At 63.2% G+C, this 13,004-nt stretch carries 13 protein-coding genes and 1 tRNA gene; 6 read left to right on the top strand and 8 right to left on the bottom strand.

All coding sequences use genetic code 11. The annotated features are described in order from the left end of the window. Positions 1-191 precede the first annotated feature (191 nt). From B047_RS0113560 to B047_RS17990, 3 genes are all read right to left on the bottom strand, one after another. Positions 192-962, bottom strand: a complete 771-nt coding sequence (locus B047_RS0113560; RefSeq protein ID WP_157205935.1) for a CPBP family intramembrane glutamic endopeptidase — start codon at positions 960-962, stop codon at positions 192-194. A gap of 14 nt (positions 963-976) precedes the next feature. Beyond that, positions 977-1,789, bottom strand: a complete 813-nt coding sequence (locus tag B047_RS0113555; RefSeq protein ID WP_018467513.1) for a DUF1616 domain-containing protein — start codon at positions 1,787-1,789, stop codon at positions 977-979. 124 nt (positions 1,790-1,913) lie between these two features. Continuing rightward, complete coding sequence (locus tag B047_RS17990) at positions 1,914-2,069, bottom strand: hypothetical protein (protein ID WP_157205934.1); 156 nt, start codon at positions 2,067-2,069, stop codon at positions 1,914-1,916. Between the two features lie 270 nt (positions 2,070-2,339). Here B047_RS17990 and B047_RS0113545 point away from each other — a divergent pair. Continuing rightward, positions 2,340-2,414: transfer RNA gene (locus B047_RS0113545), tRNA-Val, on the top strand. Positions 2,415-2,484: 70 nt separating this feature from the next. Here B047_RS0113545 and B047_RS0113540 read toward each other — a convergent pair. Next, on the bottom strand, positions 2,485-3,510 hold the full coding sequence (locus B047_RS0113540; RefSeq protein ID WP_018467511.1) for a tagatose 1,6-diphosphate aldolase: 1,026 nt from the start codon (positions 3,508-3,510) through the stop codon (positions 2,485-2,487). Between the two features lie 138 nt (positions 3,511-3,648). Here B047_RS0113540 and B047_RS0113535 point away from each other — a divergent pair, with 138 nt between their 5' ends. The 3 genes from B047_RS0113535 (at position 3,649) to B047_RS0113525 (ending at position 7,222) form a co-directional block, all read left to right on the top strand. After that, positions 3,649-4,074 carry a MarR family winged helix-turn-helix transcriptional regulator gene (locus B047_RS0113535; protein ID WP_245533749.1) on the top strand — a complete coding sequence of 142 codons (426 nt, stop codon included), beginning with the start codon at positions 3,649-3,651 and terminating at the stop codon, positions 4,072-4,074. Positions 4,075-4,076: 2 nt separating this feature from the next. Continuing rightward, positions 4,077-6,230 (top strand): DHA2 family efflux MFS transporter permease subunit, encoded by a 2,154-nt coding sequence (locus tag B047_RS0113530; RefSeq protein WP_040779938.1) that lies wholly within the window; start codon positions 4,077-4,079, stop codon positions 6,228-6,230. Between the two features lie 350 nt (positions 6,231-6,580). Next, positions 6,581-7,222 (top strand): hypothetical protein, encoded by a 642-nt coding sequence (locus tag B047_RS0113525; RefSeq protein ID WP_018467508.1) that lies wholly within the window; start codon positions 6,581-6,583, stop codon positions 7,220-7,222. A gap of 68 nt (positions 7,223-7,290) precedes the next feature. Here the strand turns inward: B047_RS0113525 and B047_RS0113520 are convergent, their stop codons facing one another. The 4 genes from B047_RS0113520 to B047_RS16865 all read right to left on the bottom strand — a co-directional run bounded on the left by B047_RS0113520 (position 7,291) and on the right by B047_RS16865 (position 10,937). Continuing rightward, the gene (locus B047_RS0113520) at positions 7,291-8,061 is read right to left on the bottom strand and encodes an ABC transporter ATP-binding protein (RefSeq protein ID WP_018467507.1); all 771 of its coding nucleotides are present in this window, start codon (positions 8,059-8,061) and stop codon (positions 7,291-7,293) included. Next, on the bottom strand, positions 8,061-8,864 hold the full coding sequence (locus B047_RS0113515; RefSeq protein ID WP_018467506.1) for an ABC transporter permease: 804 nt from the start codon (positions 8,862-8,864) through the stop codon (positions 8,061-8,063). The genes B047_RS0113520 and B047_RS0113515 overlap by 1 nt, the downstream gene beginning before the upstream one ends. 207 nt (positions 8,865-9,071) lie before the next feature. Further along, positions 9,072-10,058 carry an ABC transporter substrate-binding protein gene (locus tag B047_RS0113510; protein ID WP_018467505.1) on the bottom strand — a complete coding sequence of 329 codons (987 nt, stop codon included), beginning with the start codon at positions 10,056-10,058 and terminating at the stop codon, positions 9,072-9,074. 93 nt (positions 10,059-10,151) lie between these two features. Then, entirely contained in the window at positions 10,152-10,937 is a 786-nt protein-coding gene (locus tag B047_RS16865; protein WP_018467504.1) for an IclR family transcriptional regulator, read from the bottom strand. Between the two features lie 398 nt (positions 10,938-11,335). On the opposite strand from B047_RS16865, the gene B047_RS17285 reads away from it, so the two are divergent. Both B047_RS17285 and B047_RS0113495 read left to right on the top strand, forming a co-directional pair. Further along, complete coding sequence (locus B047_RS17285) at positions 11,336-12,085, top strand: c-type cytochrome (protein ID WP_245533748.1); 750 nt, start codon at positions 11,336-11,338, stop codon at positions 12,083-12,085. Positions 12,086-12,166: 81 nt separating this feature from the next. Beyond that, positions 12,167-12,955 carry a c-type cytochrome gene (locus B047_RS0113495; RefSeq protein WP_245533747.1) on the top strand — a complete coding sequence of 263 codons (789 nt, stop codon included), beginning with the start codon at positions 12,167-12,169 and terminating at the stop codon, positions 12,953-12,955. Positions 12,956-13,004: the final 49 nt, after the last annotated feature.

Here is a 13,004-nt window from a genome sequence, read left to right as displayed (position 1 = left end):
CTCCTAAAGCTGCCAATGCCACCAATCGGATCGGCCAAACCCTCACCCATGTAGCCTACCCACTCACACGTGAAGCCCTCGTTAAAGTCCCGGGGAGCATAGGTGCTTTGCGTTTAGCGCTTGCGCCTCCGGCTCCCAGCGTTACACATTAGGGGCAGGCAAAACGTAGCGGTCACGTCGGGCTTCACGCGCTATTGGCTCGAGGCCAGCGGCATGATCACGAACAACCAAACGTTGGCCAGGCCGTGTGCGAGGCTGACACCCAGAATCGAGCGCGTGCGCCAAGCCAGCCAGCCCCAAACCCAGGCGACGATGGTCACGAAGAGCACGTCCCCTGCGGACTGCCAACCGAAGTGAAAGGCTCCGAAAATCAGCGCCACGAAGCTGATGCCTCCCAGCGGCCCCAGCACCGGTATGATCATGTGCTGCAGCAAGCCCCGGAACATCAGCTCCTCGCTGAAGCCGGTGAAGACCATCAGGATCACGATGGGCAACAGGATTTCTGGCCACTCGAGGCTCCCCACCAGGGCCTGCGGCTGGATGATGCGGTGCTCAATGATCCCCACCACCAGGCCGCTCAGGGCGATCAGAAGCTGCACCGGGAGGAAGCCCACCTGAAGCCCCACCTCCTGGCGGCGCAGGTTGAGGGTGCGAATGGTGATGAAGACCGCGATGATGAGCGGAAAGTTGACCAGCGGGAAGCGCCAGATAGCTTCGACGAAGCTCTGCGGCATCATCAGGTCCAGCACCCGCACCATGGGGGCCAGAGCCAGCACGCTCAGCATCCGGGCCGCCGGTCCGCTCAGGTAGGCGGCGTGAATCAGGGCACTCAAGACGATCAGGGTGTGCACCAACATCCCCGGCCCCCGATTGGCTCCGGCGGCCAGCCACTCCGCCAACACCAACCCCGCGAAATAGAGCCATGCCGGCCAGAATGGGCGTTTTAGGGCAACAGTCTCCACCAGCGCTACTCCTTCTAAGGTTGGGTACTGCCCACCAGATCTACCCGTAGGTAAAGCTGGCGGTAGGGCGTGGAATCTCCTGGGCGGTACAGCTCGAAATTCAGTTGGGTCCGGCCCGAACCCGCCGGAGCCTTCAGCCGAAGGGTACGCGCCCAGGTTCCCTCGTGGGCGATCACCGGAGTATGCAGCTCACCGATGGCGGGATCGAAGGGCACCCTAAGCCGGTATTCCATGCGCCTGCGCTCGAAATTGCGCAGCACCAGGGTCACGGTAAACGCTTCACCCGGGCGCAGCTGTCTGGCATAGTTCTCCAGCCCTCCCTGAGGGCCCAGCACGTAAAACTCGGTAAAGCGCTCGTTGGGCCGCGCCACCCAGTACACCACAAAAGCCATCAGGGCAAAGCTGACGACCCAGGCTACCTGAGTGGTGCTGGGCCGCAGCTCAGGGGTGAAGCGCTCCGGTAGGGGCACCCTCGAGCGCCGCCACAGGGCCATCCCCCCCAGCAGCACGGTGGCGATGGTCATGCCCACCGCTACCGAGGCCGATCTGATCATGAAGGGTGAGTAGTTGAGGATCACCCCCACCAACACGATCACCGGCACCGACAACCCCAGGCACAGGATCAGGCGATCGGCAAAGTCGAGGTCTGATCGCCTGGGAAAGAGCACTATCATCAGTGCATAACCCGGTAGGGCCAGCATGGCTAGAAAACCCAGCACCACCCGCAGTGGAGACTGCACATCGGGAAAAAGCACGACCCACGCACCCACCGTGACCGCCAAAACCATCACCAGCAGCAGGTCGCGGTTTTGTTGGTCAAGCTTCATAGCCTCCAGTGTAGTGGCTCCCCAGCGGTTTAGGGGGCCGCATGTACCCGTGCTTCATCCGATTTTTTCGCTGCACTACACAAAAAAGCGAACCTCAGGGTTCGCTTTGCATACAGGCAGTTCTTTAGGAGGAACTGATAAAGCGCGCCACCGCTATACCGAACAGGGCAAAAGCCAAGGGAACCAGGCCCACGTTGGTCAAACGGGCAAAGTTGCGGGCCCTGGGGCTCTCCGAAGCGGCAGCCAGCTCCTTGGAGACCATCAAAATAACCATCGCCACAACCACCAGTGCAGTCCAAACAAAAGCCACAGCGGTCGGGTCAGCGGTCACCGCAGTGGTTGTGGTGGTTGTGACAGTAGTAGCTACCACAATAGACCTCCGTCTGTACCCGACTCGAGTGTAGATTAGGCCCTGGGTAGTGTCAAGCGAGCGGGGCTCGTTAAGCCTCCGTTACCTGCTTCACGTTCCCAATCATGGCCAGACTCCGGGTAAAACGTCCTACCCGCAGGTTGACAGCCGGTGAGGCCCATGCTACTTTGGGGGACGCTTGGGCGATTAGCTCAGCGGGAGAGCACACGCTTCACACGCGTGGGGTCGTAGGTTCAAATCCTACATCGCCCACCACAATGGCGGCGGGAAAGGCCGGGATTGATCAGATCCCGGCCTTTCCCTTGACCTCTAATCCCCGCAGTCCTCAGCCGCGCACGGCTTCCAGGCTTCCATAGTGCGTCCACCAGGGCTTAGCGCCCTTGGCCAGTACCTCGTTGAGCATCTGGATGTTCCGGACCCCGCGGTCCGAGAGCCACTCCTCCAGCGCCTGGACGCCCTGGGTGGCATACACGGGGATGCCCTCCTGCCAGGTCGCGCGCCCGCACAGCACCCCGCTGAAAGGCACGTCGGCCTCGATGGCCAGCTCGAGCGACTCCCGGAACACCGCGTCGGATACGCCGGCGGAGAGGTAGATGAAGGGCTTCCCCGCGGCCTGGGCGGCGGCTTTGAGGTGCTGGATGGCTTCGGCGCGGGTGTACGCAGCCTCGCCCTTGAAGGCACTGGTTCCTTGGGTATAGGCGATGTTGAAAGGCAATTCGACCTTGAGCACGTCCACGCCGTAGCGGTCTTTGGAGAACTCCTCCATGTACTTGGCGACGTACTTAGGCTTGACCCGGGCGAACTCGAGGCTCTTCTCGTCACCAACGCTATCGTCGTAGGCGAGGGGCTCGAGGAAGAAGGGCACGTCCAGCGCCGCACACTCCGCGCCCACGCGCTCGATAAAGGCGTGTTTGACGGCGTTGATCCTGACCTCGTCGAAGGGGTTGTAATACAGCAGGATCTTGATAGCGTTGGCTCCGGCCTCCACCAGGCGGCGCACGCTCCACTCGGGCAGCAGGTCGGGCAGGCGGCCCTTGCTGCTGGTGTCGTAGCCGGATTTCTCATAAGCCAGCAGCACCCCGGTTCCGGGTGCCCTGACCTTCAGGGCCGGCAGGCCGAACTCGGGGTCCAGGAGGATGGCCGAGGCGTAGGGCGTGAGGATCTTGGTCACGGCCATCTTGAACTCGGTCAGTTCCGCCTCGCTCACGTCGCCACCCTTGGCTTTGGCAATGGCCTTGCGCAGGCTACCGCGCTGGTCCATTGCCGCAGCGGCGATGATGCCCTTTTCATCGGCGCAAGCCTGGATGCCCTCGTATTTGCCTTTGCCCATGCGCATTGCGCTCACCTCCACACAGCCAGTCTATTGCAAAAGCGCAAGCTCCTGGCCGGGCGGGCCTTCGACCCCAACTACCCTTTTCCCGCGGAGCGATTCGTTTCCAAATGAATGGTTTGGCTTGACAATAGTTCATTTTGAAAGTAACCTGGCGAGGTGCTGTCTTGGATGGTGCTCGTTCGAATATGGAAGCTCATGCGGGACCTGCGCGACGAAACCCTGCCGCAGCTCGAGCGCCTGGGGCTGGCCCCCAACGACCCCTGGCTGCTGGCAGGCATCGAGCACCACCACCATCCCACCGAGGTGGTGCGTCTGACGCAGTTGCCCGCGCCCACCGTCTCGCAGATGCTCAAGCGCCTGGAGGCCGAGGGCTTGCTGGTGCGCTCGCTCGACCCTTCCGACCTGCGACGCTATCGCTTCGAGTTGACCGCTCGAGGCCGGGAGGTATTGGAGGAAAGCCGCACCCTTCTGATGAGCGCTATGGAGCGCCGCCTCGAGCGCCTCAGCCCTCCCCAGCGCCAGCAATTTGCACAGCTTCTTGAAACCCTCACCCACCACACCGACCAATTCACGAAGGAGTGATCATGAGCGAAGCCGCCTCGACCCAAGCCCCTTCCCAGGGCGTCAGCCGGGAGAACCGCCTGACTTTCATCGGTATTCTGCTGGGCATGTTCCTGGCGGCGCTGGATCAGACCATCGTCTCGACCGCGCTGCCCAAGATCATCGCCGACCTCAACGGCACCGAACTCTATGCCTGGGTCACCACTTCCTACCTGCTGACCTCCACGGTGGCCGCCCCCATCTTTGGCCGCCTGACCGAGCTCTACAGCCGCAAAGCCATCCTGCTGATCGCGGTGCTGATCTTTCTAGGCGGCTCGGCGCTGTGCGGGCTTAGCCAGAACATGCCCGAACTCATCGTCTTCCGAGGCCTTCAGGGCATCGGTGGGGGGGCGCTGTTCGCCCTGGCCCTCACCACCATCGCCCTGCTGTTCCCCCCGCGCGAGCGTGGCCGGGTGGGCGGGCTCTTCGGGGCCATCTTCGGCTTCAGCAGCGCGGTGGGACCGTGGCTAGGTGGCCTGCTGACCGACCACCTCAGCTGGCACTGGGTGTTCTACATCAACATGCCCGTGGGCGCGGTGGCCTTGTGGTTCATCGTCCGCTTCATGCCCCGCCTACGACCAGAGCACCGCGAAAGCTTCGACTTCCTGGGAGCGGGATTGTTGGTGGTGTGGACCGTTCCGCTGATGCTGGCCTTCTCCTGGGGGGGCAGCACCTACGCCTGGGGCAGCCCGCGCATCCTCGGCCTGTTCGCCCTGAGCGCGGTGGGCCTGGTGTTGTGGGTCTGGTCGCAGACCCGCGCCAATCACCCGCTCTTCGACCTCACGGTCTTCCGCGTGCGCAGCTTCACCTTGGCCTCGGTGGCAGGCTTCTTCTACGGCCCGGCCTTCCTGGGCGCGGTGGCCTTCCTGCCGCTGTACCTTCAGGTGGTCAAGGGTGTCTCGGCTTCGGCCTCGGGCGTCACCGTGCTGCCGCTGACGCTGGGGGTGATCCTCGGCGCGGTGGGGAGCGGGGTCCTCTCGAGCCGCATCGGGCGCTTCAAGCCCATCCTGGTAGTGGGCACGCTGTGGCTGCTGGCGGTCTTCCTGGTGCTGCACTTCGTGATCAGCGTGGAGACCCCGCTGTGGCTGGCGGTGCTGTTCTTCCTGTTGCTGGGGTTGGGCCTGGGCCCCTCGCAATCGCAATTACAGATCGCGGCGCAGAACAACGTGCCGCTGCAGCGGCTGGGCTCGGCCACTGCGGCCATCCAGTTCATCCGCCAGATCGGCTCCACCATCGGCATCGCCGTGCTGGGAACCGTGCTGGCCAACACCCTCAACGCCGAAACCTGTAAGGTCTTCCCCGACAACGCCTCCTGCAAGCCCGGAGCTACGGTGCGGCGTAGCCAGGAGGGGGTCCAGGGGACCAACCTCGACGCGAGCTTCGCCCAGCTCGAGGCCCGCCTCGTCGCCGCGCTCAAGGGCGACCACCAGGCCTACATGGCCCTGATGAGCGACCCCAACCTCCCCGCCGAGCAGAAACAAAACCTCGTCGATGGCGGCATCCCCGCGCAGTTCGACGCGCTCGAGGCCAAGGTGATCGCCGCGGTCAAGGGTGACGTGACGGCTTACCGCCAGCTCGTGAGCGACCCCAAGGTACCCGAGCAGCTCAAGAGCCGACTGGTCGAGGGCGGGATTCCGGCCCAGGTCGAAACGCAGAACCGCCAACTCCTGGTCGCGCTGGAGAAAGCCCTTCGGGGCGATGAGCAAGCCAGGGCTGCCCTGCTGGCTAACCCCCAGCTCCCGGCCCAAGTCAAGGACCTGCTCAGCGGCCCCAGGCCCCCGACCCAGGCCGTAGCGGGCATCCTCGAGGGCGTGCGGCGGGGCCTCGAGGCCGCCAAGCCGCAGCTCATCGCCCAGGTCGAGGCTCAGGCCATCCCGCAGATCCAAGAAGGCCTGCGGCAGGCCGAGGCCAGGGCTCTGGAGGAAGTGCCCGCGAGCCTGGTGAAGAGCCTCGAGGCCACCAAGGAGAAGCTCAAAACAGCCCTCAACAACGGCATCACCCAAGCCGAGAAGAACATCTTCCTGTACGCGGCGGGCTTCGTGCTGATCTCGTTTTTGTTCATCGCCCTCTTGCCCAACGAGGAGCTCAGGGGCGGTGGAGGCTTTGGCGCGCGCGGGGCTCCGGCCACAGCACACTAGAGCGGTTCCCACGCATACCGCCTACAGCTGCTTCCTGCTGTAGGCGGTAATTTACGCTGCACGCGGTGCAGCGTAAATGCGGGAAAGCCGATAAACTGCCAAAGTAACAGCCACGTAACGGCCAATCCTCACAATGAGGTTGTGGGCAAAGCGCCTGGGCCAGCACGATGCGGGAATTGCGCTCAACGTCTCGCTAACGTCTGCCGGCAGACCCGAGCGCCCACCTTCCACTCTGCAAGGCAGTTTCACCGTGCCCTAGCCGCTTCGGATGAAGGCCAAACGCGGCACGAAGTTGGTATCCGCTCACGGCTCAAAGCCAAAGCTCAGAGCCGAGCAGGCATAATAACCCCGTGAAGCAACTGCTGACCCTGAGCCTGCTGGGCGGGCTGTTGCTGGGCTGCGCCCCGCGCACGAGTGCCGACCCCGAGTACCTCACCGCCTACGCCGCCGCCCCCCGCACCAACCTGGCCTGCGTGGGCGAGTCCAACCGCCCGGGGCCGGTGCTCGAGTACGGCCCCAACGTCTGCACCTTAGTGGTCTACCCCACCGCCGCGCGCGACGGCACCCGCGCCGAGTACACCATCACCCTCTTCTACCGCACCCCGGTGGGCAGCCTCCTCCAGCCGCGCTACGAAAACCGCACCCGGGTCATCACCGGCGACAGCCCGCTTTCCCCCGGCAACCCCGCCACCGCCACCTTTCCCGTCTACGTCCCCGACCGCAATTTCTTCCGCCAAGCCGGACGCATCCTCGAGAACGCCTTCAAGGTCGTGCTCTCGCTAGCCCCCGCCGCCCTGGGCAACTACCTGGGCGTTCCCCTCCCCGCCATCGGCATCGACAAGACCACCAGCGGGCTCTACAAGGCCATCGAAACCGCCATCCACGACCTGATCAACGCCAAAGACGAACCCTACGCGCTGGAAGTGAGCGCCCGCGTCTGCGGCCCCATCCTGTGCACGCCGACGCAGAGCAGGACGGTGGGTTTGCCTTAGGGTGGCCCACGCGGTGGCTCGCATGGTAGTCCCTACAGCCAAAAGCGCTCTGAGGGCTGAATCCGGCATCATTCGCCGACAGTGCTGCCCAGGCGGAGGTGGGGTGAGAGCAGGCGCACGGCTTCACGGGAGAGCTCCCACAAGCGCCGGTCCTCAGGATCGCGGGGCCGGAAAAGGCGCCCGGCGAGCTCGAGCTCGGCGATGATTCGTCCGGGGTTGGCGGCCATGATCAGCACGCGGTCGGCCAGGTAGACCGCCTCGAGGGGGTTGTGGGTCACCAGAAGCACCGTGCCCTGCTGCTCCTTCCACAACTCCAGCACCTCCTCGCGCATGCTCATGGCGGTGATCTCGTCGAGGGAGCTGAAGGGTTCGTCGAGCAGCATCACTTCGGGATCGAGGATAAGCGCCCGCGCCAGCGCCACGCGGTGCTGCATCCCCGTGGAGAGCTGATTGGGGTAATAGTCGTAGTAATCGGCCAGCCCCACCCGCCTGAGCCAGTTCTGCACCCGCGCCCCCACCTTAGGGGAGGGGTTGGCCTCGAGGGCGAAGTGGATATTCTGCCGCACCGTCATCCACGGCAGCAGGCGGGGCTCCTGAAACACGTAGCCGATGGTGGGTGGCACCGGGCCGAGCGAGTTGGTGAAGCTCACCTGACCGCCGTAATCGCGGTCGAGGCCGCTGAGGATGTTGAGCAGGGTGGTCTTGCCGCAGCCCGAAGGCCCCAAGATGGCCACGAACTCCCCGCCCTTGACCTCGAGGTTCACCCCCTCCAGCACTGTCTTTGGACCCCGGCTCGAGGAGAAGACCTTGCGCAGGCCCAAGCAGCGAATCCCCACCATCAGATCACCCGCTCCACAGGCCGCCGCCAGCGGAAAGCGCGCTCGCTCAAGGCCAGCATCGAGAGGTCGATGGCCGCCAGCACCAGGGTCATGGCCAGCCCATAGGCCAGGATGCCGCGCATCTCAAACATCTGGAAGTAGAAGTTGATCTGGTAGCCAACCCCGCTAGTGCGACCGATCAGCTCGGCAAACACCACCATCTTCCAGCTCAGCGAGAGCACCCCCCTGGCGGTGCCCAGCAGGTAGGGCGCCAGTTGGGGGAACACCACCTGGCGCCAAATCTGCCCCCTGGGTCTGCGCAGCGCTCGAGCCATCTCCACCAGCTTGACGTCTATGGAGCGGATGCCCTCGCGCATCTGCACGATCACCTGCGGCACCATGATGATCACCAGCGCTACGATGGCCGCCGTGTCGTTGAGCCCAATGAGCAGATAGCACACCACTAGCGGCAGTATGCGGGGGATGGCCAGCCCGGTAACCACCCAGGCTTCCAGCAGGCGGTCCAGGGTGCGCGAAAGCCCTACTGCCACCCCGACCAGGACGCCCAGAGCCATGGTGATCGCAAAGGAGAGCAGCACCCGCCACAGGGTAATCCCCACGTGGACCCACAACTGCCCGCGCTCGTGCTCACGGATGAGAAATTCCACCGTCTCCACCGGGCCGGGAACCACCGTACGCCCCAGCAGCCAGGACAGCCCCAACCACACCAGCACGATCGAAAGCAGTGAAAGCACCCGCAGGCCGAGGGAACGGGAAAAGTCCCCCTGCGAGCGGGTGGAGGTTTGGGCAGGGAGGGCTTCCATGCTACTCCTTCTGTCCTTTGAGTTTCGCGCTTCTTGCGGGTCTGCTCAGTGACATCGCTACCTTTTGCATCCCCCTACGCTCTTCACCCCCTCCTGCCCACTCGAGGACCCGAAGTAGCCGCACAGCCCCGCACACGCCGTACTCGAGCAGCCCAACCGCGCCGACCCTGACGCCCCAGTCCTATCGCCGGCTACGTGAAGATGGCCCTAGTCACCAAGGGGTTTGAATTGCGTGCTGTAGGCTCTGGCGTCGAAACGCGAGACCCCCACCACCTCCGCGCCGGCTACCTGCACCATGCGCTGCACCAAGTTGGTCAGTCCCACCACTACCCCCGCGTCCCAGCGCTTGGGAAGGCCAGATTCCCAGCGCTTGCGCACCGCCGGCATCAGGGAGCGGTCGGGCAGAGCGTAGAGGTTCTTGTCCAGGATCTCCTGCCAGAAGGCGTCGGTCTCCTTCATCCGCTGGTTGGCGAGCTGAACCGCCTTCAACAGGCGCTCGACGGTGTCGGTATCGACATCGTTACGAGCGATGATCAGCAGCAGCGGAAGGTCCTGCGGGGCCCCCAGCTCCTTGAGCATGTCCACCGCCGAGATCAGCTCCCGCGCCTCACCCGAAGCCACCTGTCGAGCCACGAAATGCCAGAAAGGCAGCGCCGCGTCGATCTCGCCCTTCCTCAGCAACTCCGACATCAGCGGGGGAGCCGCCGCTACCACCTTGCTGTCTTTCTGCGGGTCGAAGCCGTACTTGTAAACCGCCAGCGCCCGCAGGATGAGGAGGCTCTTGTCCCCTAGGCTCTGCGCGGCGATGGTCTTGCCCTTGAGGTCGGCGACGCTTTTGATGGAGCTGTCGGCCCGGACCACCACCCCGCCCGTCACCAGGCTGTAAGGATAGACCGCTCGAGCGGGAATCCCCTGCTGCTGGATACGAACGGCCTCGATGAAGTCATCCACCGTGACCTGGACCTCTCCAGCCCGTAGCGCGAGCTGGGTGGCTGCTTTGGTAGGGTAGGTCACCTCCTTGATCTGTATCCCCAGTTGCTTATCGATGCCAAAACGCTCAATCGCATAGATCACCCAGCTAAAAGTGCCTCCCGCCTGAAGCCCTACCCGGATGGTCTTCGGCTCCTGGGCCAAAGACAGGCCGCTTACCACCAAGGTAGCCAGCAGCGCCAATGCCCTCACGCCCACTCCCATGGCTCACCTCTTTCGTGCACTTGAGCTTTGCTTTTGTAGTATACCCCGCTCAAGCCAACTCGAATAACCCACCCGACTACGGCTAGCGGTTTTTCACCTCCCCAAGGCTGCTACCACGAAGCCCATCTCCTGGGAAATCTCACTCGCGGCATCGGCAGCCATGTGCCCGTAGATCTGCATGTGCTCATCGTCCATGCGAAAGGCCGGGCCTCCCACCGCGATCGACCCCACGACCCGGCCATTGGCCCCAAAAATCGGCGCGGAGACGGCGCAGGTTTCCTCGTCGTACTCCCGGTCGCTGATGGCGTAGCCGCGCTCGCGGGTGCGCTCGATCTCACGGCGCATCTGCTCGGGATCGGTGATGGTGCGCGGGGTGTGCTTGGGAAGGGTGGGCAGTTTTCCTAAGAAGGCCTGCTGGGACTTGGAATCCAGGTAGGCCAGTATGACCTTGGCCCCCGCCCCCGCGTGCAGCTCGAAGTGCTTGCCGACAATCGAGGACCAGCGAATGGCCTTCGTGCTCTCGATAAGGTCGATGCACACCGCCCGCTCCCCATCGTAGGCATAAAGCCCCACGGTCTCCCCGGTCTGCTCGAACAATCGGTACATGTAGCTTGCGGCGGCTCGAGGCAAGGAGAGCGCCGCCGTGCGATGGTTGCTCGCGGCCAGTGCGTTGACCAAGGAGGTCAGGGCCAGTTTGCCGTCGGGTTCGCTGCTCAAGAACCCGGCGTACTCGAGGGTTTTGACGACCCGGAAGACCTGGTTCTTGTCCATCTGGGTCAGCACGCTCAGTTCGTGCAGCGAGAAACGATGAGGGGCATGGGCAAAAGCCAGCAGGACCTGCAGCGTCTTATAGGCCGCTTGAATCACGTAGCGCTCCACGATGATTTGATTAGACCAAATCAACTTGATTCCGTCAAATGCGCCTCGCTGGGATGACGGCTTGATGGAATCAAATATATTTGATTCCATCAAATACTGGTCGCGCCCTGTCGTTTGGAGGGGAGGGCTCGAGGACGAAGGCCCCAGCTGAGCCGCAGGCGGAGGAATTTTCGCGGCACAGAGGCATTTGAGGCCAGCCTGACCGCGTGGGTTTCCGGGTGGCCCTCCCTCGGTTGAGGGTTGTGGCTCTTGCCCGCGAGTGGTGATGTGGCTTATCTTAATGGAAGCCAAAGTATAGGGTTGGGTATCAAGGGTACTGTTGCCAGCAGGTTTGGCAACGCGTTCCAAACTGCGAGGAGGCCAAGATGCGGATAGTGCTGTGGAGAAGGTGGCTTGCCGTGCTCGGTGTCGTCTGTATGGGTTTTCTTCCCGGCGCTGTGGCCTATGACCCGGAAGAACCCGATGTGCTGGTGGCGCAGAGCCCGGTTTACGGACAGTACCTCACCGATCTCAAGGGGCGTTCGCTGTACCTCTTCACCAGAGACAGCAAAGACACCGTTACCTGTTACGACGCGTGCGCCCAGAACTGGCCGCCCCTTCTCCTGGAGAAAAACAACAAACCCCTGGGCGACAAGGGGGTAGATGCAAAGCTGCTGGGCACGGCCAAACGCAATGATCGCAGCTCCTTGCAGATCACCTACAACGGCTGGCCGCTGTACTATTTCGCCCGCGATCAGAAGCCGGGAGACACCAACGGTCAGGGGGTGGGCGGGGTGTGGTTTTTGGTCTCGCCTAAAGGTGAAGCCATCAAGACCACGGCGACTCAACAACCGGGGGGAGCGGCGACCCAAACCGACGCGTTGCTGGCCCAGCTCAAGGCCGAGGGGCAGGCCATCTATGCCCGTATCTGCGTCGCCTGTCACGGCGCCGAAGGCCAGGGAGGAGTCGGTGTGCGGCTAGCGGGCAACTCCCAGCTGCGAAATGCACGTTATATAGCCGGTCTGATCATTGGCGGGGGCCAGCAGATGCCCGCCTTCGGCAGGCTGCTCTCCGACCGGGAGATCGCAGCGGTGGCCACGTATGTTCGGAATTCCTGGGGTAATCAGTTCGGCTTGATCACCGAGGAGGAAGTAAAGGCCACCAGGTAGCAGGCCCCGAGCACAGGCCTCAAAGGCAGGGAGCAGCGATTAAGGAATTACGGTTGCGCCTTTACGGCAATGGGGGTTGATGTGAGGAAAACCTCTGCGTGGATTAGCCTGAGTGGGTTTCTGCTGCTGCTTCTCCAAGCCATTGCCCAACAACCGGCAGCTCAGGCTGAGGACGTGGTCGTAAAGGTCGTTCACCATAAGATTGGCGACTACCTGGCCGATGCTAAGGGGCGCAGCCTCTACCTCTTCACCAGGGACACCAAAAACACCCCCACCTGTTACGGCGCATGCGCCCAGAACTGGCCGCCTTTGCTGGTCAAGGGCAAACCCGTAGCCGGCGAAGGCTTTGGTGTGATGGACGACTTCTACGATGGCCGTCTTCTGGGTACCGCACAGCGCACGGATGGCAGCACCCAGGTCACCTTTAACGGCTGGCCGCTGTACTACTTCTCAGGCGATAAAGACCCCGGAGACATGAAGGGCCAGGGAGTGAGCGGGGTGTGGTTCCTGATAACCCCTAGAGGCGAGCCCATCAAAGAAGGTGTGGCGGCCCAGCAACCCACAGGGGCCCAAACCGACGCGTTGCTGGCCCAGCTCAAGGCCGAGGGGCAGGCCATCTATGCCCGTATCTGCGTCGCCTGTCACGGCGCCGAAGGCCAGGGAGGAGTCGGTGTGCGGCTAGCGGGCAACTCCCAGCTAGGAAACGTTCGCAACGTGGTCGGCCAGATTGTCGGTGGAGGGCAGGAGATGCCCGCTTTTGGCAGGTTGCTCTCCGACCGGGAGATCGCAGCAGTGGCGACCTACATCCGAAATTCCTGGGGTAACCAATTTGGCGTGATCACTGAGGAGGAGGTGAAAGCAGCGAGGTAAAAAAACGAGCATGCTCGCATACTTTGGCCTCGGCACACACAAACACTAA

Origin of the sequence: Calidithermus timidus DSM 17022, from assembly GCF_000373205.1 — a bacterium.
Lineage (GTDB): Bacteria > Deinococcota > Deinococci > Deinococcales > Thermaceae > Calidithermus > Calidithermus timidus.
This window is presented reverse-complemented; position numbering and strand designations above follow the sequence as displayed.